The organism is Leptolyngbya sp. GGD, assembly GCF_026735145.1.
Lineage (GTDB): Bacteria > Cyanobacteriota > Cyanobacteriia > Leptolyngbyales > Leptolyngbyaceae > Leptolyngbya > Leptolyngbya boryana.
Map to the genome: position 1 here is coordinate 1,769,328 of NZ_JAPQKE010000001.1, position 24,120 is coordinate 1,793,447.

21 protein-coding genes are annotated in these 24,120 nt (G+C 46.6%); 15 read left to right on the forward strand and 6 right to left on the reverse strand.

The window, feature by feature from the left end; all coding sequences use genetic code 11:
* Positions 1-43: 43 nt before the first annotated feature.
* The 4 genes from OU814_RS08295 to OU814_RS08310 form a co-directional block, all read right to left on the reverse strand.
* Complete coding sequence (locus OU814_RS08295) at positions 44-967, reverse strand: YihY/virulence factor BrkB family protein (protein WP_268181853.1); 924 nt, start codon at positions 965-967, stop codon at positions 44-46.
* A gap of 99 nt (positions 968-1,066) precedes the next feature.
* On the reverse strand, positions 1,067-1,999 hold the full coding sequence (locus tag OU814_RS08300) for a transglutaminase family protein (protein ID WP_017289388.1): 933 nt from the start codon (positions 1,997-1,999) through the stop codon (positions 1,067-1,069).
* A 135-nt stretch (positions 2,000-2,134) separates the two neighbouring features.
* Positions 2,135-2,506, reverse strand: a complete 372-nt coding sequence (rbfA, locus tag OU814_RS08305; protein WP_017289387.1) for a 30S ribosome-binding factor RbfA — start codon at positions 2,504-2,506, stop codon at positions 2,135-2,137.
* Between the two features lie 54 nt (positions 2,507-2,560).
* The gene (locus OU814_RS08310) at positions 2,561-2,767 is read right to left on the reverse strand and encodes a DUF751 family protein (RefSeq protein WP_017289386.1); all 207 of its coding nucleotides are present in this window, start codon (positions 2,765-2,767) and stop codon (positions 2,561-2,563) included.
* Between the two features lie 128 nt (positions 2,768-2,895).
* On the opposite strand from OU814_RS08310, the gene OU814_RS08315 reads away from it, so the two are divergent.
* The 3 genes from OU814_RS08315 to OU814_RS08325 all read left to right on the forward strand — a co-directional run bounded on the left by OU814_RS08315 (position 2,896) and on the right by OU814_RS08325 (position 4,478).
* On the forward strand, positions 2,896-3,753 hold the full coding sequence (locus tag OU814_RS08315) for a DNA adenine methylase (RefSeq protein ID WP_017289362.1): 858 nt from the start codon (positions 2,896-2,898) through the stop codon (positions 3,751-3,753).
* A gap of 99 nt (positions 3,754-3,852) precedes the next feature.
* Entirely contained in the window at positions 3,853-4,080 is a 228-nt protein-coding gene (locus OU814_RS08320) for a hypothetical protein (RefSeq protein WP_268181858.1), read from the forward strand.
* Positions 4,077-4,478 (forward strand): retropepsin-like aspartic protease, encoded by a 402-nt coding sequence (locus OU814_RS08325; RefSeq protein WP_268181860.1) that lies wholly within the window; start codon positions 4,077-4,079, stop codon positions 4,476-4,478. Before OU814_RS08320 ends, OU814_RS08325 begins: the two co-directional genes overlap by 4 nt.
* Position 4,479: 1 nt before the next feature.
* On the opposite strand, the gene OU814_RS08330 is transcribed toward OU814_RS08325, so the two are convergent.
* Entirely contained in the window at positions 4,480-5,286 is an 807-nt protein-coding gene (locus tag OU814_RS08330; RefSeq protein WP_017289361.1) for an ABC transporter permease, read from the reverse strand.
* Between the two features lie 177 nt (positions 5,287-5,463).
* Here OU814_RS08330 and OU814_RS08335 point away from each other — a divergent pair, with 177 nt between their 5' ends.
* The 5 genes from OU814_RS08335 (at position 5,464) to OU814_RS08355 (ending at position 12,210) form a co-directional block, all read left to right on the forward strand.
* A complete protein-coding gene (locus OU814_RS08335; RefSeq protein WP_190652930.1) occupies positions 5,464-6,177 on the forward strand; it encodes a hypothetical protein in 714 nt (237 codons plus the stop codon).
* Positions 6,178-6,211: 34 nt separating this feature from the next.
* The gene (locus OU814_RS08340) at positions 6,212-6,799 is read left to right on the forward strand and encodes a DUF3172 domain-containing protein (protein WP_017289359.1); all 588 of its coding nucleotides are present in this window, start codon (positions 6,212-6,214) and stop codon (positions 6,797-6,799) included.
* Positions 6,800-7,332: 533 nt separating this feature from the next.
* Positions 7,333-9,186: a response regulator gene (locus OU814_RS08345; RefSeq protein WP_017289358.1), complete on the forward strand. Its 1,854-nt coding sequence runs from the start codon at positions 7,333-7,335 to the stop codon at positions 9,184-9,186.
* A 21-nt stretch (positions 9,187-9,207) separates the two neighbouring features.
* Positions 9,208-11,157: a hybrid sensor histidine kinase/response regulator gene (locus OU814_RS08350; protein WP_268181864.1), complete on the forward strand. Its 1,950-nt coding sequence runs from the start codon at positions 9,208-9,210 to the stop codon at positions 11,155-11,157.
* 84 nt (positions 11,158-11,241) lie between these two features.
* Entirely contained in the window at positions 11,242-12,210 is a 969-nt protein-coding gene (locus OU814_RS08355) for a hypothetical protein (protein ID WP_268181866.1), read from the forward strand.
* A gap of 37 nt (positions 12,211-12,247) precedes the next feature.
* On the opposite strand, the gene OU814_RS08360 is transcribed toward OU814_RS08355, so the two are convergent.
* Entirely contained in the window at positions 12,248-14,437 is a 2,190-nt protein-coding gene (locus OU814_RS08360) for an SLC26A/SulP transporter family protein (protein WP_268181868.1), read from the reverse strand.
* 396 nt (positions 14,438-14,833) lie between these two features.
* On the opposite strand from OU814_RS08360, the gene OU814_RS08365 reads away from it, so the two are divergent.
* From OU814_RS08365 to OU814_RS08395, 7 genes are read left to right on the forward strand one after another with little or no spacing between them, the layout of a single operon-like run.
* Positions 14,834-15,310 (forward strand): chemotaxis protein CheW, encoded by a 477-nt coding sequence (locus OU814_RS08365; protein WP_017289354.1) that lies wholly within the window; start codon positions 14,834-14,836, stop codon positions 15,308-15,310.
* On the forward strand, positions 15,283-16,521 hold the full coding sequence (locus tag OU814_RS08370; RefSeq protein WP_268181870.1) for a CheR family methyltransferase: 1,239 nt from the start codon (positions 15,283-15,285) through the stop codon (positions 16,519-16,521). Before OU814_RS08365 ends, OU814_RS08370 begins: the two co-directional genes overlap by 28 nt.
* A 2-nt stretch (positions 16,522-16,523) precedes the next feature.
* Positions 16,524-18,131, forward strand: a complete 1,608-nt coding sequence (locus OU814_RS08375) for a methyl-accepting chemotaxis protein (RefSeq protein WP_017289352.1) — start codon at positions 16,524-16,526, stop codon at positions 18,129-18,131.
* Positions 18,131-18,823: a chemotaxis protein CheW gene (locus tag OU814_RS08380; protein ID WP_268181872.1), complete on the forward strand. Its 693-nt coding sequence runs from the start codon at positions 18,131-18,133 to the stop codon at positions 18,821-18,823. Before OU814_RS08375 ends, OU814_RS08380 begins: the two co-directional genes overlap by 1 nt.
* A 4-nt stretch (positions 18,824-18,827) precedes the next feature.
* A complete protein-coding gene (locus OU814_RS08385; protein ID WP_268181874.1) occupies positions 18,828-21,527 on the forward strand; it encodes a hybrid sensor histidine kinase/response regulator in 2,700 nt (899 codons plus the stop codon).
* A 5-nt stretch (positions 21,528-21,532) separates the two neighbouring features.
* On the forward strand, positions 21,533-22,555 hold the full coding sequence (locus OU814_RS08390) for a chemotaxis response regulator protein-glutamate methylesterase (protein ID WP_268181876.1): 1,023 nt from the start codon (positions 21,533-21,535) through the stop codon (positions 22,553-22,555).
* Positions 22,556-22,561: 6 nt separating this feature from the next.
* The gene (locus OU814_RS08395; protein ID WP_268181878.1) at positions 22,562-24,052 is read left to right on the forward strand and encodes a response regulator; all 1,491 of its coding nucleotides are present in this window, start codon (positions 22,562-22,564) and stop codon (positions 24,050-24,052) included.
* The last annotated feature ends 68 nt before the right edge of the window (positions 24,053-24,120 follow it).

Here is a 24,120-nt window from a genome sequence, read left to right on the forward strand (position 1 = left end):
CACTCCCCACTCCCCAAAGTAAATGCCCTCAATAGCAACCCAATCACTCGATCGCTCTCCCCTGCCGACTGCCAAACAGATGAGCATACACATAAGTAAACACACATCCAAAGAGCACAATCTGAAACGTCAGAAAAATCCACAGCATCAAAATCATCACACTGCCAATCACACCATAAGATAGAAAAGCAGCCCCAAGCGAGATCACACTATTACTGACTAACTGTTGTAATCCGATTAATCCAGCAGTCGTCAGTAATGCTCCTAACCACACATCTTGCCAAGCCACCCGCACCGAGGGCAAAATCTTGAACAATACACAAGTTGCTAATGCCAGAATAAAAAATGCTGATCCAGTTTGCAGCCCTTGGCTCAATTGTGATTCGTCGATCTGGAGAAAAGCAAAGGTCGCTTGAAACGTAGACACAAGTTGCAGAATTGCTTTAATCGCAATGCTAGTTATCAGCGAGGAGAGCAGCAATAAACCTGCTCCCATCATCAATAAAAACGAAAACAATTTGTTCACAATAAAGAAAAGCACGATCTTTGGAACTGAGCTACTTTCAGGCGATCGATTGGACGATCGCCAAATCTTATTCACTGAAGCTCTCAAAATCTCAAACACCGAGCTAGCTGTCCACAACAGCACTCCAAACCCAATAATTCCAGCGCCAGCACTATTTCTGTATAGTGCAAGCAGTGTGTTTCTGACTAAGCCATGAACTTCAGGGGGTAGAAAACGCTGTCCTGCTGCTTGAATTTGTTGAAATGCTTCTGTTCCAGGTTGAACCCATGAGCCAATCACGCTCAAAAGCACGAGAAGCATAGGGAACAGAGAAAATAGTGCAAAATAAGACAGAGAAGCTGCCATTCCAGGGCAATTATCGTGATTCCACTTCATTCCTGTCCGAATCAGCAATTGGGCAGGCTTGGAAGGCAGAATATTCGATCGTAGATAGTGCAGCATTCTAGAGCGCCATCAGTGAGATAGGTTCAATGTCTGGATCATAGCTCATCAGATCGGGTGCTCTTTGAGCGATTGTCGCGCTGTGATCGGAATTGACTTTCAGAGTGGAGTAGACATCGGAATTGCCTGAGATTCATCAAATTCAGGTAGCGTTGCTAGCTTACGAATCGAAACATGAACATCCATATTCAAGTAATCGCCAGTTTCGCCAAACCATGATCCCGACAAAGGAATCACCTGCCCTGGATGCCGCGCGATCGCCACTCGAATCAAATCATATCCTGCTGTAATTCGGTTCGTGGGATCATACGCTCGCCATCCCGCACCGGGTAAGTAAACCTGCACCCAAGCATGAGTCGCTCCTGAACCTGTCATTCCAACTTCACCGCCATCTAAAGCAGAATCATAGAGATAGCCACTGACAAATCGACAAGCAAGCCCCAATCGCCGCAATGCTTCAATCATGAGCCAAGCATAATCCCGGCAAGTTCCCGACTTTAAGCGCAAGGTTTCTGCTGGACTCTGAGTTCCTTCGACTTCGCGCCCTTGATAAGTCAACGTCTGGTTAATGGCATCCATCATCCGGTGCAAGACATCCAAGGTATTGTCTTGATCCCCTGCGACAAAATGTTTTGTCCATGCAGCGAGATGACCTTCGGGATCTTCAGTGTGGGGACGAATGAAACTCGATAAATCATTCCATTCGTCTGGTGTGTATTGAACGGGGATCTCTTCTGCACGGTGATCGAGGGGAAAATCCGCGATCGCTGGAATCCCAAAATGCTCGCCTCGCATTCGGTAGGTCACGATCAATTCCTTGGCAGGCTGGCTAAATGTTAGTAACGTCACATTATTCGAGAGCGTATCCATCATCCAGCGCATCTCACAGGGAATATTGGTCTCAAGCGAATAGCTGAGGATGCGCCCACCAAATCCCATATTGGGCAGAAAAATCGCCCGGTGCTCCCCAAATGTGACCGGGTTTTGATACCGATACGTGGTGATATGTTCGAGATCGTAAATAACACTCATAGCATTTCATCAAAATTTACTAGTAACTGAAGTCTGTTCTGCCCGGCTTGATGAGCGTTCTCTCAAAGACCATACGATACAGTAAAGCCTCAGCGATCGCGAAGTCCGCTGAGGCTCTGGGTTCAATGAAGCAGGCTAAATTTCTTCGTCTTTGCGTTCTTGGCTGAGGCGATTGATCAAATTCAGGACTTGATCGCCGCGCTCTAGGGATCGATCTTCGATAAAGATAACTTCTGGGGTGCGGCGCAGCCGAATCCGTTGTCCTAATTCACTCCGAACATAGCCTGTCGCAGATTTTAATCCTGCCATCGTTTCAGCTTTGGCTGTTTCGTCGCCATAGATGCTGACAAAAATCTTGGCATGTTGTAAATCGCCTGAGACATCGACATCAGTGACGCTCACCATACCCGTTCCGACGCGATCGTCTTTGATGCCATTTAACAACATTTGACTCACTTCGCGTCTGATCGATTCTGCGACACGAGCCATTCTTCGATCTGTCGCCATAACAATTCGTTCCTATGAGGTGCTTAAGGTTTTGATTCTAACATTTCCGATGTTCTACACAGGATTTAAGCCCAACATCGCCCGTAAGGTGAAAGAAAGAAAAGCAAAACTCGCGAGGAGGATGCCAACGGTCGCGATCGCGGTAACAGGGCGTTTGAATAGAGGTGCAAAGGGTGCAAGCACGTTGAGAATGACACCGAAAATGACACCAAAGATAAAACGTGGATACTTAGAAACAGTATTCCAAAGGTCTTGCATCATAACGTTAGGTTCCTAAACTATTCTCATCATATCGAGAAGACGATCAATTACGAAACCTGATCAAATTGCCGTCGCGATTTATAGAATTCTGATCAGATCAAATGTATTTTAGATGTTAAATAATAGTCATGATGACTCAAGTGAAAACCCCGGTTTCGCCGCGTCCTTTTATTAAGTGGGCAGGCGGAAAAACTCAACTAATTTCGCAGTACGCTGACTATTTTCCCGATCGCTATTTGAATTACTATGAGCCATTTGTCGGTGGCGGTGCGATCTTTTTTCACCTACAACCGACGAGCGCGGTATTGTTTGATATTAATCTCGAATTGGTGAATGTGTATCGCTGTGTGCGCGATCGCCTGGAGGAATTAGTCGATCGCTTAGAAGAACATCACGAACAGCATAGTTCTGAACATTACTATGCCGTGCGTGCTGCTATGCAAATCTCAAAATCCGAAGATTGGTTTGCTCAAGGCTCGAATGTTGATCGAGCAGCACGATTTATTTATCTCAATAAAACTTGCTTCAATGGGTTGTATCGCGAAAATTCTAAAGGGCATTTCAATGTGCCGTTAGGCAGTTATAAGAATCCCGCGATTTATGACCCAGAGATTTTGCGAGCAGATTCGATCGCGCTTCAGTCGGCTGAGATTCAACCGGGATCGTTTGATCAAGTGCTGCAATATGCCCACACATCGGATGATTTTGTCTATTTCGATCCGCCTTACTACCCGATTAGCCCGACGAGCAATTTTACAGCTTACAATCGCTATGCCTTTGGCGAAGAAAAGCAGATCCAGTTGCGCGATGTGGTGAAAGAATTAAGCGATCGTGGCGTGAAGGTGATGTTATCGAATTCTGACTGTGAGTTTGTGCGCGACTTGTACCAGGATTTTAATATTCATACAATTCACGCAACTCGCAATATCAACTGCAATGCTGAAAAACGTGGCAAAATTACCGAAGTCTTAGTGACCACCTATTAGTGCTGCGATCGAGTGTGGGGATTGATAGATTTGAATAACGCTGAGAGACGACTCTGGTAGAATTTAAAGCAAAATCTTACACATCCAAATGCTTCAGTCATGTCTGAAACCTTGACTTGGGAACAAATGACTCAAAAGTTTCAAGGGGAATGGCTTCTCATTGTAGAAGCCGAACTGGATGAACAGATGGGCATCATTCAAGGACAAGTTCTCGCTCACTCTCCCAATCAGGATGAGATTTACGATGCTCTCGCCCTTAGAAATGGGCGACCTGCCTCAATCGAATACGTTGGCGAAATCCCCGAAGATCTCGCATTCATCTTATGAGTTCGCGTGTAATTTACCCACTTCAGCGATCGGGAAATCTTCTCTTCTTGAGAGCTAGCATTCGTGGTCTGAATGGCGATTCTCTACGCGTACGCCTTCTACTGGATACAGGTTCTAGCTATACAACCCTTCCTTTCAAAGTTTTAGAAGATCTAGGGTATGAACCAAGCATTGCAACCCGACAAATTTCAATTATGACAGCTGGTGGCATGAGTCGCGCGCCCGTGCTTCCAATCTCGGCTTTCGACTGTCTTGGAAAAACGTTCACAAACTTCTCGATCGTTGCCCTCGATTTGCCCTTCAATCCGTTAATGAGTGGGCTACTTGGAATGGATTGCTTATCTCAAATTGGTGCAGTTATCGATGTTCAAAAAGCAGAGATCCTAATGCGATCGTAGTTTAATCCTGCAAATGTGAAAATTGATAGGCTCCAATGCCGGATAGCACGATCGCCATGACGAGCAGCACCGGAATCACAAACCAAGGAAATTGCTGAATCGGCAAGTAAGCTGCCGCCCGCATTCCCAAGGTTGTGTAAGTCAGTGGCAGTAAATAGACGATCGCTTTGAGTGCGATCGGTAAAGTGGAAGCATCGAAAAATGTTCCCCCTAGAAAAGACATGGGAACAATCACAAAATTGTTGTAAATCCCAACGCCTTCGAGCGATTTTACATTCAGCCCAACAATCACCCCTAATCCAGCAAACACAGCACAATTGAGGGTGAGTACCAGCAAAAATAGCGGATTCAGAAAGCTCCAAACTTTTCCTGTAAAGATGATAGCAACCAGAATCACTGAGCTAGCTGTGAGTAATCCCCGCAGAATTCCCGCCATCATTTTGCCCAGATGCACTGCTAACGGGTGAACGGGCATCAATAGCATCTCCTCAAACGTTTTCGTAAATAAGCGATCGCCGCAGATCGAAAACGTCGTTCCTCCAAAACTAATCACCATCGAAGACAGTGCAACCATTCCCGGCAGAATGAACTGCAAATAATTGTCCCCGGCACTCGGCTTCGTCACAGTATCTAAAGAACTGCCTAGACCTAATCCAAACGCCAAAATATAAATTAAGGGCGAAACCAGCCCCGAAGAGACAATCTGCACAATCCGCACCCGCAAATCCAGCCAATCGCCCCAAAAGACAGTCAAACTATCTTGCAGCAAGGTAGACAACGGAGAACGACGCAGTTGAGCAGAACGCATAAGTTGTGAATCTGTTGATAAATCTTTACGGTGAGGACATTTTCGCATTATTTGGGAGCGTTTCTGAATCAGTTCACCCCCACTCCCCACTCCCTATTCCCTACTCTCCACTCCGCAGGTAGCATAATCCCCTTCAAATTCGTCACAATAGGCAGAAGAAAGTTTGGAGATGCCTCGGTGAACTTGCTGCTTGTTCTACTTACAATAGGCGCGATCGCATATTTCTTTCTGTCTCACCACAATCGCCAAATTCAAACGGTTCGAGACAGTGATGTTGTCGTGGTCGAAGGCGCGATCGATCGCTATCCGAATTTGCCATTGGGAAATTTTGCCGTTCCGAATCGATTTCGCAGCCCTGATCGGGTTCAAGTCGTTTTCCCCATGCTCACCGATGCAGGCGACGTGGAATATCTCTACTCTTGGCACAGTCTGCGGGCAGTGACTCCGATGACGTTATCTCGTGACCATCGCCAAAACAAAGTGCGAGTCATGGCAGAACTTGCCCCCTTGATCAAAGAACATCTACGGCTCGAACTCGACCGGGTTGCGCTGGAAAACCAAATGACTAAAATTCAAAAACTTGCGGAATTAGTTGCAGTCTCTGACCTCTATGCATCGCAACTCGGAACTTATGAAAGAGCGATCGACGAAACCGAAAAACTGATCTGCAAAGTTGAAGAACTCAGCCGCATCTATGTCCGTATGGTCAAAGAAGCCTTAATTGGAACTCGAATTGCCGAATTTAATCCGGATCTGCTTTTGGATCTGCATGTTCCTTTAGACGAACAATACACTCGCGTCAAATCCGAATATCAATTCATGAAAGACTCAGCCCAAGCCTATTACGACCTGCTGAAAGAGAGCCAAGGCGCAACAGACTTGACTTCTTAGATAAAATAGAATCCACCCCTTCTCAATGACACCTATGAAGCGTAGACCTAGAGGCAACTCCTACAACGACGATCGCTACGACGATCGTTATGATGAATACCTACCCCCTAATCGAGGAACTCCTCCTGTGAACAAGACACCCTCTTGGTTCAATGCAACCGCGATCGCGGTGATTGCAGGTATTTTCATCTTAGGAATTGGTGTTGGGATTGCTTTTAGTGCTGCAACGCCGACGAATCCCACGAGCGTCGTCACGAACTTACAAATTGATCAACAAGCTCCTAATCCCGAACTTTGTATCCAAAACGGAGCCAGTGCGATTTCGGTGAATACGCGCCTGTATGTGACCCTGAACCCGTTCAAAGTGTTTGTGGCTCAAGCTGCAATGGAGCCGGCTTGTATTTTGAGACGCGCCAACTGGACAGTCTTAGAGCAGCGTAAATTGCTGACTTCTGATCAGACTCGCGAATGCCGTCAGAAGATGAACACCTTCGGCTATGTGGGCAATCTCGACAATAAAGATAAAGTCTCGATCGATTGCGTCTACCAAAGCGACAATGCCAAGAATCTCTTCCTTGGCGGCGCTTCAACGCCCACAATTGGCAACGACGATCAGTTCTAACGTCGTCTTCCTTACAACTTCAGAAAGCACTGCATATCGGCAGTGCTTTTTTCTTGCGGTGGCATCGGAACATGGCGCGATGTAGGGGAGATTGTATGTTTTTAGCGATCGCATAGATCAGAAAAATCGAGAGAAGAAAACAACGATATATGCAAGATTTCAATCTCTTATTTTCAATCTCTTATGCGTAGTATCTAAAACCGATTTTTTAACAAGTAATAGGCTAATTCCAATAGATAAATATTTGACGTGTTGTAAAACTTAATGGTTTTTTCAAAATCCCTTCAAATTTGGGGTTTAAGCTGCACAATATAACCTGAAAAAAACAGCTTGCAACTGTGGTTCTTCCCCTTTCGGGCAACACTTGATGACGCAGCCTGTTTGTGCAGTTTATGTTCAAAATGCTCCCACAATTTACCTTCTTTTTACAAAACCATTACAACTCAAAACCTTCAGTTGTGATGGTTTTAGAATGGCTGAGTTCTTCCATAACTCCTTCTCTCAGTAAAGTATCGTTCGGATGAGGAGCCTGTGTGAGAATCCTGTTGATTGAATCCGAATCCCAGACGACTGCTGCGATTACCACCGCTCTGAATGCTCAACAGTATGCGATCGATGCTGTCGATCAGGGTCAAGTCGCGATCGAAATGGTGCAAGCTTATGAATATGATCTGCTGATCATGACCGCTGGAGCAGAACTTGCGGAGATTCGTTGGTGTCGAACATTACGATCGCAAAATTACTCTGCGCCGATTCTGATGTTGATGACGACGAACAATAGTCGCGATCGTGTGCTCGCCCTCAATGCAGGAGCAGACGATTGTTTAGCCAAACCCTTTGATATTGCAGAACTTGTCGCACGAGTTCAATCCCTGCTCCGCCGTCGGCAAGCAGTCTTTACTTCAAGCCTAGACTGGGATGCGCTTAAACTTTATCCCGATAGCCGTCGGGTCACTTGGCAAGATAATCCCCTGAGCTTGACAGCGAAAGAATTTCGGCTGTTGCAGCTTTTTCTTGAAAACCCACTGCGAATTTTTAGCAAAGATGTCATTCTCGATCGCTTGTGGGACGCTTCAGAAGCACCGGGAGAAGGAACAGTCGCATCGCATATCAAAGGACTTCGACAAAAGCTCAAGGCAAGCGGGATCACCTATGAAGTGATTGAAACCATTTATGGACTGGGATATCGGCTCACGCCACCCCCGGATGCAAAAAATAAGTCTACTCTTTCATCTCCCGATCGCGCTGTCTTACAACAAGAAGTTTTAGCAGAAGTCGCTGCAATGCAAGCCGACTTGAGAGAAAGCTTGGATGAAGAAGTTGCCATCTTTGAGCAATTTGCAGCGCAATTAGTGGCTGGACAACTTAATCAGAGCTTGCTGTCGCAAGCCCAATATCAAGCTCATCAACTCATCGGTACGCTCGGCTCGTTAGGGCTTTCAGAAGGATCTCAAGTTGCCCAGCAAATCGATCAACTTCTCCAGACCTCGGGATCATTAGGACAAGCTGACGCAGAGCGTCTCTTACAACTAGTGGCGTCACTCTCGATCGCGATTGCAGCCGCACCCAGTATTGCCATTCCCGCTCTGAGTCCCAATGTGGATTCGATTCGACTCCTGATTATCGATGATGATACAACGCTGACCAAAGTGCTGAGACGAGCCGCGATCGCGACTGGATTTGAAGTAGAAGTCGCAACAACCTTAGAGCAAGGTCGCGCGGCATTACGTCGCTCCTATAGTGGAGAAATTCCGCCTCCTGATGTTGTCTTACTCGATTTGATTTTTGCAGATTCCGAGGAAGATGGATTGAGCCTACTATCAGAATTGGCTGCGCAAAATTCAACCATTCCAGTTGTGGCATTAACTGTGAGAAATAGTTTGCGCGATCGCATTACAGTCGCTCGTCTTGGTGGACAAGCTTTTCTGCATAAACCCATTTCACTCACGGAGGTGTTGCGAGTTGTGACCAAACTGCTAAACCCAGCTCCACCTTCAGAAGCAAAGGTGCTGGTTGTCGCTCATGAATCACAAATCCTCGAACAGATTATTGAACTCCTACCTCCGTGGGGGTTGCAAGTTACGACCTTAGCTGATCCCGAGCAATTTTGGGAAATCTTGACGGCAACGGTTCCTGACTTGCTGATTTTAGATGTCGAAATGCCAGAGTTTAGCGGCATTGAACTCTGTCAAGTGGTGCGTCAAGATCCGCAGTGGGCAGATTTGCCCATTTTATTGATGACGAGCTATGGCGATTCTGAGGTGATTCATCGTGTATTTGATGCAGGAGCAGATGACTTTGTCGGTAAACCGATTATTCCGCCAGAACTCATTGCTCGCATTACGCGCCGCTTGGAATGGACACGCCTACGCAAACGAAACCGATAATAAAACTTGGAGTGACCGACTATGACAGACGATTACCGAAAAATTCTGATCGTAGATGATTCGCTCATAGATCATGAAATCTATCGCCGCTATCTACAACAAGATGGTGGTCAGACTGATCAAATTTGGCAAGCAGAATCGGGAGCAACGGGATTGTTTCTTTATCAACAGGAGTCACCTGATGTCATTTTGCTAGATTTTTCGCTGCCCGATATGACAGGATTAGAGTTTTTACAGCAGTTACAGCCGCAGCAAGATCACCAGTTCACTCCTGTGATTCTGTTGACTGAACGCGGCGATGAGGAAATTGCAGTCGCTGCACTGAAAAGCGGGGCATCTGACTATTTAGCAAAAAATAAAACGACACCCGAGAAACTGAGACGAGCCGTAGATCAGGTCATTGAGAAAGCTGAATTGAAGCGGCAACTTGAGCGCAGTCAGCGCCGTTTTTATACGTCGATCGACAACATGCTAGAGTGTTGTGCAATTTATCAGAGTGTTCGAGACGCTCAAGGACAGATTGTTGATTTTGTCGTGGATTATGTGAATGCTGCAACCTGCGCTGCCAATCAAATGGAGGCGAGCGAACAAGTTGGGAAATCCCTGTCTGATTTTATTGCTGAAGACTATTATGCCAACATCTTTGCAGGCTGTTGCTCTGTCGTTGAAACTGGAAGACCGCAGAGACGTGAGTTAGTGTTTAGGAATCCCTCTTGTGATTCAGCGGCTCAAGCCTTTGAGGTCAGTGTCGCAAAACTTGAAGATGGATTTGTGGTATGTTGGCTTGATATTTCTGAAAAAAAGCGGCTCGAACTTGCATTACAGAAAGCAAACGAAGACTTAGAACAGCGCTTCCGAGATCACACAGCAGATCTTCTCAAAGCCAATCCCCAGTTTCAGCAGAACTTCCGAGAACGTCAACCTATAGAAGCTGAGTTTCGCGTTTTGAGTGAAGCTGCTCCGGTTGGCATTTTTCGCACGGATGCTCAAGGCGGCTGTATCTATGTCAACCCTCGTGCTCAAGCCATTTGTGGCTATACGTTTGAAGAAGCACTGGGTGATGGATGGCAGCAATTAATTCACCCGGATGATTATCAGCAAGTGCTACCGCACTGGATAGATTCGGCGAAAGCTCAAACTGAATTTTTAGAAGAGATCCGGTTTGTTCATCGCGACCATACCGTGCATCTTGTGCGGGCAACAACGGCTCCAATTTTGTCGGATACGGGTGAGCTGATTGGGCATGTTGGCACGATCGAAGATGTGACTGAACGCAATGTGATCGAGCGAATGAAACGTGAGTTTTTGTCGATCGTGTCGCATGAATTAAAAACGCCCCTGACTTCGATGCGAGGAGCGCTAGCACTTTTATCGAGCGGTCGTTTATTAGATGATCCCGAAACTGCTCAAGAAATGCTCGAAATTGCGAAAGTAGATACAGAACGGCTCGTGCGCTTGGTTGATGATCTGCTCGATCTAGAACGTTTAGAGGCCCATCAGCTAATTTTAACGAAACAATGGTGTGATACAGCGAGTTTAATGCGTCGATCGATTGAGAGTTTGCAACTCCTAGCAGAAGAGTCACAATTAACCCTAGTTTGCCAACCGTTAAACGTCGAAATTTTTGTCGATGGCGATCGCATTGTACAAACGCTGATTAATCTATTAGGGAATGCGATTAAATTCTCCTCTGAAGGCAGTGAGGTCTATTTGAAGGCAGAATTGGTCAACGGCGATCAGTGGGTACGTTTCCAAGTTAGAGATTGGGGCAGAGGAATTCCGCAAGATAAGCTTGACCTGATTTTTGAGCGATTTCAACAGGCGAATGCCACGGATGCGCGACAACATGGAGGGACTGGCTTGGGATTGGCAATCAGTCGCGATCTGGTGCAGCTGCACGGTGGGCAAATTTGGGTAGAGAGTACGCTAGGTGAGGGCAGCACCTTCTATTTTACTGTTCCGATTCGCTAACCTTGTTTCTTCCTCCTGCAAAAGACACATGCGACGAATTGCAATTCAGCAGATAATTGATCTGCGGTGGGGGAGAAAGATGTTATGAGCGGAGACGAACAGCCAAATTTGTCAAACTTAAATCCTTCGTCTCAGATCTCCCAAACGTTTGCAGCAACGATTGATCATCTGACAACAAGGGTGCTCGATCGGTTTGCTCAAGAAACAGCCGAGAAACAGCTTTTCTATCACAACCAAGACCATGTTCGAGATGTGCAGCGACGTTCGCAGCAGATTTTTGCTTTGATTGCTCCGACGCTTACTCCTGAAATTGATCGAGAGCGGACTCAATCGCTGCTCGATTTTTGTGCGATCGCGCATGATCTAGTGCAGCAGTTTGACCCGAATTCTCCACCTCATACGACTCGTCAGCGGCAGCCTGGTGTCAGTGAAAGAATGACGATCGAGCAACTCATGCGCCTGATTGATCAGCACAATCAACAGACTTCTGACCGTGCTGCACAACTGACTGAGACGGATATTGCAGTCATTCAACAAGCAATTACAGCCACGATTTGTACTTATAATTTACAAGAACAAGCCATCTATCAACCTTTACTGTATAGTGGCGAACCTTTGTCGATCGTCAGTCGAATTCTTGCTTTAGCAGACTTAGGAACTCTGGGAATTGATGGGATTGAAGTTTACAACCGAGAAGGTAGCTTACTCTTTCTAGAAGAAAATCCTGATGTTGTTTCTCTTGTGCAAAGTGGTGAAATCTATCAGCTTGTGGAAACTGACCCGACACTTGCTGAGAATATTCGTCAGCGTCTACTCAAGCGATGCCGTTTCCAGGTCAATTTTGCCAAGAGTCGTTTGTCTCACCTAGAACAAGAGCTTCAAGGTTTTCCCGCAGCGATACACCCTGTATTACTAACAAAGATATTTCGGCATCTATCTCCTGCAACAATTCAAACGCTCGAAGCGATCACACCGACTGAACCGGATACTGCTTTGAATGTTCTACTCAAGTTCTTTCAGTTTGAAAAATATGTGCCGCGATCAACGGAATAACGTACTTCTGAATCGATTCAACCTCAAATCCAACGATTTAGACGGATTCCAACAGGTGACTGAGTTCATTCTCCCGATGTTGGAGTCGCTCAGCGAGTAAAGCCACAATAAAACGGTGAATGTTCGATGCCAGCATTGGGTCAGAGGTTTCAATCCGCTCGAACGTTTCAGCCGACAAGAAATACAAGGTGCTCGGCTTATCAGCAACCACAGATGCCATGCGTGCTGTACGACGATAAAGCCCCATTTCCCCGATCGTGTTCCCGATGGTGTAGGTTCGGATGCGTTTGTTCTGTTCATCGCTGAAATTTAGCACCACACTGACTTGTCCCGACGCAACAAAATACAATCCATCAAACGGATCGCCTTGATGAAAAAGATATTCTCCTTCTGCTAAATGGCAAACTTCCAGGCAAGTCATTAAGCGATCGACTTGTTTTGGATCAGAAAAGTCAGCTTTGAGATGAGCCGCTAACGCCGCTTCGGGTGTCAGTCCTTGATCTTCACACAAGGGATGATATTGTTGCAGCACTTTGCCTTCGTACCATTCTAGCCCTCGGTCTAAATCTGCAAAAAGATGGCAGAACGGATCAGCTTCCTCGAGACATTCCCCCTGTTCCAATCGCCGTTTTGCTTGCGTAGACAGATGAGTGTAGACCAGATGAATCTGCTTTTGGGTTGCAACCTGCTTGAGTTTAGCAAAGCTCAGAACGGCTGAAGCATCGAGATCTCTCACCATCCGAAAATCTAAAATCACATAGCACACAGGCGGTAGCTGTTCGTCATGAATGCGATCGCGCACTTGATTCAGCAACTTGTTAGCTGTCCCAAAAAAGATCAAGCCCTGTAATTCGACGATATAAGCCTGGTTTCCTTGTGCTTCAAGGGTTTCTAGCTCATCAGAAGTCCACAACACATTACTGTGATGGTAGGCTCCATTGCTAATCCGACGAATCACCGTCAACCGACTGTAGCTAATCACAAACAGGACAATCGCCGCCACTAATCCTACGCCAATGGCTTGGAGAAAGCCAACCGTCACCGTCACAATCACGATCAGCAGAATGATCGCATAATCGGCACGAGCAAACTTAAACCAAGCCTCATAGAGCCATTCGTTAAAAAACTCGATCGTAATCAGCAGCGGCATCCCAATCAAAATAAACTTGGGAAAGAAAGAGAGCAATGATGCTCCGCCTAACAGCATTGCGAGACACAGTGCTGCCACGATCCATCCTACTAATCTGCCTCGCGCTCCTAACTGGTGAGACAAAGCATTCTCCCCGGCACTGGCAAATCCGCCGACTCCGCCTCCCAATCCTGCCAACAACGACGCAATTCCTGCGGCTTTCAATTCCTGATTGAGGTCGAGATCCCGCGATGCAACCAGTTCAACGCCATTACAGTGCAGCAGCAGCGCGATCGCGGAAACCAACCAAAGCGCTGCCAGCGTCGGAATCTGCTGAATAATTACATTCCAGTCTGCCTGCTGAATGGCTGCAAAACTAACAAAGCGATACAGCCCATCACTAGGAACATTGCCTAACAGCCAGCCTCGTTCTGTTGCGTCAGCGATCGAGGTTCCTGTGACTGCGAGAGCCGCATAAAACAGTGCCACTGTTCCGGCAATAATGCCGGGATAAACTAAGACATGCGTAATTCGCTGCGGTAACACAAACATCGCTACAGCAAACAATGCTCCTGGAAGCCATTGCAGCACCGCATTGGTTTGAAAGAAAGCTGCCAGCGAAAACGGCTCTAGATCTAACCCCGATACAGTCTGAAATGCAGCGACCAAAAGCAGCGCACCGATACCTGCGAGAAAGCCGCCCACAACTGGATAGGGAATAAATCGGACAAAACTGCCGAGTTTGAACCAGCCCAATCCCAGAAAAATGATTCCGGTCACTAAACTATTAATCGCTAACGTTGCGACAACGGTCATCAGCTTTTGCTCTACCGATGCATCTGGCATTGCCGTCACAATCTGGCGAGCAATCAGACCAAAGATCGGAACTGTCACTTCTGCGATCGTCGCCACGATCGCAGGATAGGAACTGAGGGCAGAAATCACAGCACTGATGATCACCGAGCTAAAAAGAAGTAGCCCGATTCCAAACGGCATATAGGGTTCTAGCTCTCCTGAGAAGATAAGCGCCCCAAACGATACTGCACTCGTCACGGTGAGCAGACCCATGATTGCGCCTGCAATACTATTTGAGATCATAAATCCTGTAGCTGCTGATTTGGACTCTGCGATAGGAATCACTGCGATTGAAGAATAAAAATAGAAACTTAATCTAGATGTGCTTATCCTATAGAACTTCGTACAAGTCTAGACTGTTCAACTTGTAATTTCCTACTTCGGACATATTTAGGATAAAACGGAAATTTCTGTTGAGATACAAATTTCCAACCTCAAGGAAGATGTAGGCAATACTCAGCTATGGATAGGATTACACAAGTTATCTTGACTCAGCAAAATTGAGAGGGCGTTTTAAACGTATAAAAAGACTCTGCGCTCCCAGTATCGTTCTAGGGAGGCGAATGTGTATCAGCAATAACTCTCAAAATGCTCTTTTAAGTTTTAATCTGACTAAATCTGTAAATTGTCTCTAAAGCAATGCTCCTGCTCCTGTTTCACATTGGAAACAATCTCTGTGCGATCGACACAAGTAAGATCGTTGAGATCCTACCCATGGTGATACTGAGAAGGATTCAACTCGATCGTAATTCTGTGGTCGGAGTTTTCAACTATCGTGGGCGAATGATTCCTGTCGTTGATCTGTGTCATCTGATCAGCGATCAGCCTAGCCAGATTTGCTATCGTACTCGAATTATTTTGGTACAAAGTACTTCTGCTGCAAGACCGATCGGTTTAATTGCAGCCCGAGTCACTGAAACCTTAAAAATCTCGATCGAAGACGCAGAAACAGCAGAGTTCATTACGGAATCCCCTGAACTGGGCAAACTCTTACTCACCGAACAGGGGATGGTTCAACTGATTCACTGGGAGCATCTTGTCTCAGATGTGCTTGCCGCACTCCCGAATGAAGCCAAGGAGGGCGAAGAGTGCAAGACTCGATTGAACTCATTCTGAAACAGAAGTTAGGACTCGATGCGAATAGTGTAGGTTCGCGAATCATTGCCCGTGCGATTGCACAACGACGGACTGCGTGCCAGATCGCGGATGATGCAGCTTATCTCGCCTTAGTTCAATCTTCGCCTCAAGAACTTAATCAATTGATCGAAGCCGTTGTGATTCCGGAAACCTGGTTTTTTCGAGACCAAGGAGCGTTTGCAGCGCTGCAAGAATATGCGGAAACGCAAAGAATTTGCCATCCTCAGCAGAGGATGAAACTGTTAAGTTTGCCCTGCTCGACTGGAGAAGAGCCTTATTCGATCGCGATAACACTGTTAAAAGCAGGATTCACTCCTGATCAATTTCAAATCGATGCGATCGATGTGAGTCAACATGCATTAGCGAAGGCAGAACGAGCAATTTACAGTCAAAAGTCATTTCGAGGCAACAGTCTTGCAGAGTGCGATCGCTATTTTCAGCAGACAAATGACAGTTATGCAGTGCGCGCAGAAATACGTAAAACCATCAATTTTATACATGGCAACATTTTGCAACCGCATTTCTTGATCGCAAAACAGTATCACGTTGTTTTTTGTCGCAATTTATTAATTTATCTCGACCGCTCTGCTCGCCTGCAATCGATTGATGCACTTGACCAAGTTCTTTTGCCTCTCGGGTTACTGTTTTTAGGAGCGGTCGAAACTCCCCAACTTGCTCATCGAGCTTATCAATTGATCCATTATCCTGCTGCATTTGCCTTTCAGAAGCAGTCTCCAGACAATCGGTTACTTACACCCGACTCTAAACTGATCAAGCAGAAACAACCTCATCAATCCTCAAATTCACCGAGTCTCATCAGACAGCGATCGAATTCGATCGCTCTGCCATCTCCGCAGTCTGCACCTACTTTATTAGAGACGGCTCAAGATCTCGCCGATCGCGGAAAACTCCTATCCGCTGCAGAACTCTGCGAATCCTATATTAGAACCTATCCAGGGCAAGCTCCTGCATACTTGCTCCTCGGACAGATTTATCAAGGACTCAATCGGCTTAAACAGGCAGAACAATCGTTTCAAAAAGCACTCTATCTGAACCCAGACACCTACGAAGCATTAATCTATCTTGCGCTGTTGAAAGAGCAGCAAGGCAATAACATAGAATCACAGCGGTTTAGAAAGCGAGCAGCGCGGCTGATCAATTCAGGATATTCGTCTTCATCAGGTAGTTAACAATGATTCGATCCATGTGGAACAACAGCACAAATCGCATTTTACTCGGTTATTCTATCCCGCTTCTCGCTTTGTTGGGATTGAGTGCGATCGTGTATGGCTCAACCACACGCACTTTTCAACTTCAGCAGGAAAGCAATCGCATCGAGCGGCAAATCCGCAACGTCAACGGCTTAGTCGATGGGCTGAATCGGATGATTGGTCATGCTCGCGCTTATGTGATTTTTCCGGGCGATCAGACTGCGACCAATGCTTATGAGGATGCGCGTCGATCGTTTGCAGAAAATGCCAGAAATGCAGCCACGGTCGCAGATGCTCAAACCCGACCCGACGTCATCAGCTTGACTCAATCAGGTGAGAACTATGATCGAGCCTTACAAACGGTGTTTCAGCTTGTGGATGAAAAACAGATCCCCCAAGCAAGAGCAGCAGTCCGAAAATCTCGAATTGTCGATGCAGTTGCTCAGCGCGATCGCGTTGTGCAAGAACTCCAAACTCAACTCGATCGCAACAATCAAGCAGTTCAAGATGCACAAAATGGTCTCCTTAGGTTGATTGTGATTGGAACTGGACTGACCTTTTTAGCAACTTTAGTGGCTGCCTTAGCAACAACGTTACCCTTGCGGCGACAGCTTCCTCCCGTTGTCGATGCAGCGACTGCGATCGCGCAAGGTGATCTGACTCAATCGATTCCCCACAGCACCGACTCAACTGAAATTGGACGATTGCTGAGAGCCTTTGAGGGCATGACCAAAAGCCTCAATAGTCTGATTAGACAATCCCAGCGATCGGGAATTCAAATCAGTACTTCGACGACACAAATCGCAGCAGCAGGCAGACAGCTTGAAGCGACAGTCAATGAACAAGTTGCCTCAATGCATGAAGTCAAAGCAACGTCTCGTCAGATTGCAGCGACCAGTGGAGAACTCGCAAAAGCGATGAATGATGTCGAAGACATTGCTCAAGCGACTACTCAAGCTGCCTCAAGTAGCCAGGACAATCTCAACAAAATTCAAACAGCGATGCAAGGCTTAGTCAGTGCCACGCAGTCGATCGCGTCCAAACTCAAAGTGATGGATGAAAAAGCAAACAGTATTAACAATGTCGTCACCACGATTACAAAAGTCGCGGATCAGACGAATTTACTCTCGCTGAATGCAGCGATCGAAGCGGAAAAAGCAGGAGAATACGGAGCAGGATTTGCGGTCGTGGCGAGAGAGATTCGTCGTTTGGCGGATCAATCTGCTTTAGCAACCTTAGAAATTGAGCAGATGGTCAAAGGGATGCAAACGTCTGTGTCTTCGGGAGTGATGGAAATGGATCGATTTAGCCGCGAGGTGACGCAGTATGTCTATGAAGTCGGAGACATTAGCCACCAGATTGCGAGCTTTATTCAAGAAGTCCAAGGACTTGCGCCCCAGTTTGCAACGATTACTCAGCGTATGGATGAGCAGTATCATGGTGCCGAGCAAATTAGTATCGCGATCGCTCAATTGAGTGATGCTCACTTGCAAACAATGCAATCCCTTCAAGAGACGAATAATGCGCTGACTCAGCTTGATGATGCAGCGCAGGGACTACAACGAGAAATTTCTCAATTCAAAGTGTAATGACGATCGAGAACTGCTGGAATCAGATTGGTGTTGAAGGCGATCGCTCTTGTGAACGCCTAGAGAACGTGCAGCATTGTCGAAACTGTCCGATGTACAGCGCAGGCGGACGTAGCTTACTCGATCGTGAAATTCCATTCGATTACCTGCAAGAATGGACACAAACGCTGGCACAGCCGCTCGAATCGCAGCTTTCCAGATCACAATCCGATCTGCTTGAAATCAGCCAGGTTCGACAAACTCTATCTGCGATGATTTTTCGTCTTGGGAGTGAGCGTTTTGCCTTACCTGTGTGTCTTTTACAAGAGGTTATTCGTCCTATCCCCATTCACACGCTGCCGCATCGCAGCAATGACCTATTTCTGGGATTAGTCAATTGTCGAGGCGAAATTTTGCCCTGTGTCTCATTAAGTCAGTTTCTCCAAGTTGAAATGCCGATTGATCCAACTTATAGTCGTTTGAATTTAAAGCGAATGATGGTCGTCGGGCAGCACAGACCGCTTTGGGTCTTTCCAGTAGACGAAGTGTATTGTGTGCATCGATTTGATCCATCTGAACTGCGAGATCCACCTGTTGTGATTGCCAAAGCAAGCCAAGCCTATACCGCAGGGATGATTGACTGGACTAACGGAAAGGTCAATTATCTGGAGATTGATTCTCTGCTCGATACTCTTGATCGTCGGTTACTCTAAACCTATGTCCGACTACTCGATGCTAGAACTATTTCGCCAAGAAGTGAAGGTTCAGGTCACTCGCCTGAAGCAGAATTTTATGCTGTTTGAGCATCAGTCTCCGTCTGCAAATGAGATCCAAGATGCACTTCATGCTTTAGAAACGGTGCATGGGTTAGCGCAGATTGTCGAAGTAGAAGCAGCTGTTACGCTCTCTGAAGCGATGCAGAGCCGATTGAAAATCATTCAGCCTGAAAAGCGTTTGGACAGTATAGAGTGCGATCGCTTGATTCAATCAGCAGATTGGCTACTTGAAATGAGCTTATTAGAGGACTCAGAGCGTCACAATTGGATTGCAAATCACCAGCAAGCGATCGTAGAAATTCAGGCAAGTCCGACAACAGATTCCTTAACTCTTACTCCAGATTCCCGGACTCGAAGCAATGTTTCTCTTGCTCTGATTGATTCCCAGATGATGGATCTGTTTCGTTTAGAGGTTGAAGAACAAGCCAAAACCCTCAATCAAGAGTTACTGACCTTAGAAGCAAATCCGACAGTGACCCAACCTTTAGAAGCATTAATGCGTGCGGCTCACTCGATTAAGGGTGCAGCGCGCATTGTCGGCATTGATGCGGCAGTCGGTTTAGCTCATACGATGGAAGATTGCTTTGTCGCGGCTCAGAATCGTAGCTTAATCCTGACTGCTGAACTAGTTGATTCATTGTTGAGTGGTGTTGATCTCTTGCAGTATCTTAGCCAAGTCAGTGATCAGGACTTACCGAACTGGATCGAGCACCACCAAGCCGCGATCGCGGCTGTACAATCGAGCATTCAAACCCTACGACAATCCCCCGCACAAGTCTCTGATGTTGCCTTACTCCCGATAGCATCGCCGCCGCAGAGTCTCAACCTGAATCAGCTTTCTCCGATTCAAAATGGCAAAGAACTGAACTCGTCTGACTCATCAACTCAGGATAGTGCTCCCTCTTCTCAGCGAGTTGTGCGGGTGAGTGCAGATAATCTGACTCGTATGATGGGACTGGCAGGAGAATCGCTGATTGAGGCAAATGCTTTACCTGCTTTTGCGGATAGCTTGAGGCAGGTACGATCGCGACAAATTGAACTCTCAACGACTCTAGAAACCTTAGAGCCGCATGTAAATGCGATGTCGGATAAAGTGACTCAAGCGTTATTTGAAACAGTTCGCCAGCAGGAGCAGCAATGCCGAAATCTCCTCAGCGATCGCTTATCAGAACTCGAAGACTTTATTCGTCGTACCACCAATTTATCCGAGCGTCTTTACCAGGAAGTCATTACTTCTCATATGCGACCCTTTGAAGAAGGAATGCAAAACTTTCCGCGGATGGTACGTGACCTAGCTCGTAGTCTCAATAAACAGGTCAAACTAGAAATTATCGGTCAAACAACTTCGGTCGATCGTGATATTCTCGCCAGACTAGAAGCCCCGATCACGCACATCTTACGCAATGCGATCGATCATGGAATTGAGTCCCCTGAAACGCGCGTTGCAGCAGGCAAATCTGCTGAAGGAACGATCCAGATCGAAGCCGCTCATCGGGGTGGAATGCTCGCGATCGCAATTACGGATGATGGAATAGGAATTGATACTCAGAAATTGCGGCAAGCAATCATTGCCCGACAGCTTGTAGCTCCAGAGATAGCCGCAAAACTGAGTCACAGCGAATTGATGGAATTCCTATTTCTACCTGGGTTCTCTCTATCAGAACAAGTGACTGAACTATCCGGTCGAGGCGTTGGACTCGATATTGTTAAAAGTATGGCGCAGGAAGTCGGCGGAACAGTGCGGGTGACTTCTCAGCCAGGCAAAGGAACAGGGTTTTACTTTCAGTTGCCGCTGACCCTCTCAGTTGTCCGAACTTTACTCGTCGATGTCGCAGGAGAAGTCTATGCATTTCCATTGTCGCGCATTGATCAGATTGTCACAGTAGAACAGTCTGAGATCTTTACGGCTGAAAATCGTCAATACTTCACCTTTGATCAGAATAATATTGGACTAATTCCGCTCTACCAGGTACTAGATTTATCTCGTCCAACGGGCACTTCTGAACGCTATTGGGTGGTGATGCTCAGTGATCAATCTGCTACTTATGGTTTGATCGTCGATCGCTGTTTGGGAGAGAAAGAACTGGTTGTGCGTCCGCTTGATCCGCGACTCGGAAAAGTTCAGGATGTGAGTGCAGCAGCATTGATGAATGATGGTTCTCTTGTGCTGATTCTAGATGTGTCTGACCTCATTCGCTCCACCAATCGACTCTTACAAAATACGCGCCTTGCAAAAGTCAGCGAACCCCGATCGCTGCAACATCAGCAGAATGCAAAACGAGTCTTAGTCGTTGATGATTCGATCACCGTGCGAGAACTCGAACGGAAGCTACTTCAAAATCATGGCTATGTCGTCGATATTGCAGTCGATGGTATGGAAGGATGGAATGCGGTCAGGTCTTACCCTTATGATCTCGTGATTAGTGATATTGATATGCCGCGAATGAATGGCATTGAGTTGATCAAAGCGATTAAACAACATTCCCGGTTTCACGCAATTCCGGTGATTGTTGTGTCTTATCGAGATCGCGAAGACGATCGAATTCAAGGATTAGAAGCAGGGGCAGATTACTATCTGACTAAAAATAGCTTTCATGACGATACGTTGATTCGAGCGGTTACTGACCTAATTGGCGAGTAGAAGAGATGAGAATTGCAATTGTAAACGATATGGTGATTGCGATTGAGGCGATGCGGCGAGTTCTACTCTCTGTCGCGGACTATCAAGTCGTTTGGATTGCAAAGAATGGGGCAGAAGCGATCGCGAAATGTATTCAGGACACCCCTGACCTGATTTTAATGGATTTGTTCATGCCTGTGATGGATGGCGTTGAAGCAACTCAGCAGATCATGCAGAAAGCTCCCTGTGCGATTTTGGTTGTGACTGCCGACATGAAACAGAGCGCAGCAAAAGTATTTGAGGCGATGAGTTATGGTGCGCTAGATGTCGTGAATACGCCGATTCTCGGCAGTTCCGGCGATCCCGAAATGACGCAAGCCCTGCTTCGGAAAATTTCAACGATCGAGAAACTGATCTGCAAATCTGCTCACCCTTCTACTATGATTCGCACAACTCCGACTCGGTCTTTTATGCCGTCTGTTTCTACTGCGCCTGATCTAATAGCGATCGGTGCATCGACAGGTGGTCCTAAAGCTCTAGCAACGATTCTGGCTCCCCTACCCGCTAGCTTTGATGCAGCCATTCTGATTGTTCAGCATATTGATGCACAGTTTGCCGAAGGCTTGATCGATTGGCTGAATGATCAAACAGCACTGACGGTAAAAAAAGCTATGACCGGAGATCGATTGACGAGCGCCACAGCCTTTGTTGCTTGTACGGATGATCATTTAGCGATGCAGTCAAATCGCACTTTAGCTTATGTGAAAGAACCGCTTTACTATCCTTACCGTCCCTCTGTGAATGTTCTGTTTAAGAGTTTGGCACAGTACTGGCGACCGCCTGGAACCGCAATTCTATTGACTGGAATGGGGCGTGATGGAGCCGAGGGATTAAGCCTGCTTCAGCAACAAGGTTGGTACACGATCGCTCAAGATGAAGCGAGTAGCGTTGTGTATGGGATGCCAAAAGCGGCGATCGAGCTACATGCCGCATCAGAAGTTTGGACTCCAACAGAAATTGCTCGCCACTTAACTGCAAAACATTCGTGATGTCCTATGAACGAGCCGATTACAGTCTTACTCATTGACGACCAAACCATCATCGCAGAAGCAGTGCAGCAGATGCTTGCTTCAGAACCCGATATCAGCTTTCACTACTGCAATAATCCACTGCAAACATTAAAAGTGGTGCAAACTTGCCGTCCGACTGTGATTCTCCAAGATCTCGTCATGCCCCAAATAGAAGGGCTGTTGCTCGTTCGACTTTTACGATCGTCAGATGCACCGACTCATCAGATTCCCTTAATTGTTTTATCGAGCAAGGAAGATCCTGTGATTAAAGCTCAAGCTTTTGAGTACGGGGCAAACGATTATCTGGTTAAATTGCCCGATCGCGTTGAACTTCTGGCTCGAATCCGCTATCACTCTAGAGCTTACACCAACTTGCTCAAACGCGAAGAGGCAGAGGCGCTACTCCGCCAGGAAAATGAGGAACAGGCACTTTATATTGAACAAGTGAATAAAATTACGGACGCAGCTTTTGCTGTGGAGCAAAATCAGTTCGAGGCAAAGCAGTTAGATGAAGTAGTCGATCGACAAGATGAGCTAGGACAACTGGCACGCGTTTTCACCCAGATGGTCAAAACGGTGAAAGTTCGAGAGGCTGAACTGGAGCGATTAAAGGATTCTCTAGCTCGATTTTTTCCAGAGGAGTATCTACAATTTCTGCGAAAAGATAGTGTGATTGATGTTCAGTTGGGCGACTTTGTCAGTAAAACAATGGCAGTGATGTTTAGTGACATTCGTTCTTTTACGACGATTTCTGAGAACATGTCTCCCCGCGAAAACTTTGACTTTATCAATGCTTACCTCAAACGAGTCAGCCCTGAAATTCGCAATCACTATGGCATTATCGTCAAGTTCTTAGGCGATGGCATGATGGCAGTTTTTCCGGATGGAGCCGATGATGCGATCGCTGCTGGAATTGCCAAGCATCAGCGCGTTTGGGAATATAACCAACAGCGTTTAGCAAGAGGCGATCGCCCTATCCGGATTGGCATTGGAATTCACGTTGGGCATATGATGCTCGGTATGGTTGGGGAAAGTAACCGCATTCAAGGAGATGCTTTCTCTGACAATGTTAATCTCACGTCTCGATTAGAAGGTCTGACGAAAGTTTATGGCAGTGCTCTCCTAATCACTGGGCAAACGCTCGAACAATTGAGCAATCCTGAAGCGTATGACGTTCGCTTTCTAGCCAATACGATCGTGAAAGGACGGACTGAGCCGATTTCTGTGTATGAGATCTTGAATGCTGAAGTCGAAGCAATGCGAACGCTAAAACTCCGGACTTTACCTCAGTTTCAGCAGGGGATTGCTTACTACCAAGATCGCGCCTTGACAGAAGCTAAAACTTGTTTCGAGCAGGTGCTTAGCATTCATCCTGACGATCGTATGGCTCAGCTTTACTGCGATCGCGTTGACGCTTTACTATCACAAGGGATTCCTGAAGACTGGCAGAACGTTGGGTCTTTTGAATCATTCTGATTGCGAACCACAAAGCCCAGAACTGACGATTCTATGAACGAATTGCGATCGCACTGGCATGTCTAGAT

Coding starts and splice junctions, on each gene's coding strand:
- OU814_RS08295 (WP_268181853.1), bottom strand. CDS start 967: ATGCTGCACTATCTACGATCGAATATTCTGCCTTCCAAGCCTGCCCAA.
- OU814_RS08300 (WP_017289388.1), bottom strand. CDS start 1,999: ATGAGTGTTATTTACGATCTCGAACATATCACCACGTATCGGTATCAA.
- rbfA (WP_017289387.1), bottom strand. CDS start 2,506: ATGGCGACAGATCGAAGAATGGCTCGTGTCGCAGAATCGATCAGACGC.
- OU814_RS08310 (WP_017289386.1), bottom strand. CDS start 2,767: ATGATGCAAGACCTTTGGAATACTGTTTCTAAGTATCCACGTTTTATC.
- OU814_RS08315 (WP_017289362.1), top strand. CDS start 2,896: ATGATGACTCAAGTGAAAACCCCGGTTTCGCCGCGTCCTTTTATTAAG.
- OU814_RS08320 (WP_268181858.1), top strand. CDS start 3,853: ATGTCTGAAACCTTGACTTGGGAACAAATGACTCAAAAGTTTCAAGGG.
- OU814_RS08325 (WP_268181860.1), top strand. CDS start 4,077: ATGAGTTCGCGTGTAATTTACCCACTTCAGCGATCGGGAAATCTTCTC.
- OU814_RS08330 (WP_017289361.1), bottom strand. CDS start 5,286: ATGCGTTCTGCTCAACTGCGTCGTTCTCCGTTGTCTACCTTGCTGCAA.
- OU814_RS08340 (WP_017289359.1), top strand. CDS start 6,212: ATGAAGCGTAGACCTAGAGGCAACTCCTACAACGACGATCGCTACGAC.
- OU814_RS08350 (WP_268181864.1), top strand. CDS start 9,208: ATGACAGACGATTACCGAAAAATTCTGATCGTAGATGATTCGCTCATA.
- OU814_RS08355 (WP_268181866.1), top strand. CDS start 11,242: ATGAGCGGAGACGAACAGCCAAATTTGTCAAACTTAAATCCTTCGTCT.
- OU814_RS08360 (WP_268181868.1), bottom strand. CDS start 14,437: ATGATCTCAAATAGTATTGCAGGCGCAATCATGGGTCTGCTCACCGTG.
- OU814_RS08365 (WP_017289354.1), top strand. CDS start 14,834: ATGCTCCTGCTCCTGTTTCACATTGGAAACAATCTCTGTGCGATCGAC.
- OU814_RS08375 (WP_017289352.1), top strand. CDS start 16,524: ATGATTCGATCCATGTGGAACAACAGCACAAATCGCATTTTACTCGGT.
- OU814_RS08380 (WP_268181872.1), top strand. CDS start 18,131: ATGACGATCGAGAACTGCTGGAATCAGATTGGTGTTGAAGGCGATCGC.
- OU814_RS08385 (WP_268181874.1), top strand. CDS start 18,828: ATGTCCGACTACTCGATGCTAGAACTATTTCGCCAAGAAGTGAAGGTT.
- OU814_RS08390 (WP_268181876.1), top strand. CDS start 21,533: ATGAGAATTGCAATTGTAAACGATATGGTGATTGCGATTGAGGCGATG.
- OU814_RS08395 (WP_268181878.1), top strand. CDS start 22,562: ATGAACGAGCCGATTACAGTCTTACTCATTGACGACCAAACCATCATC.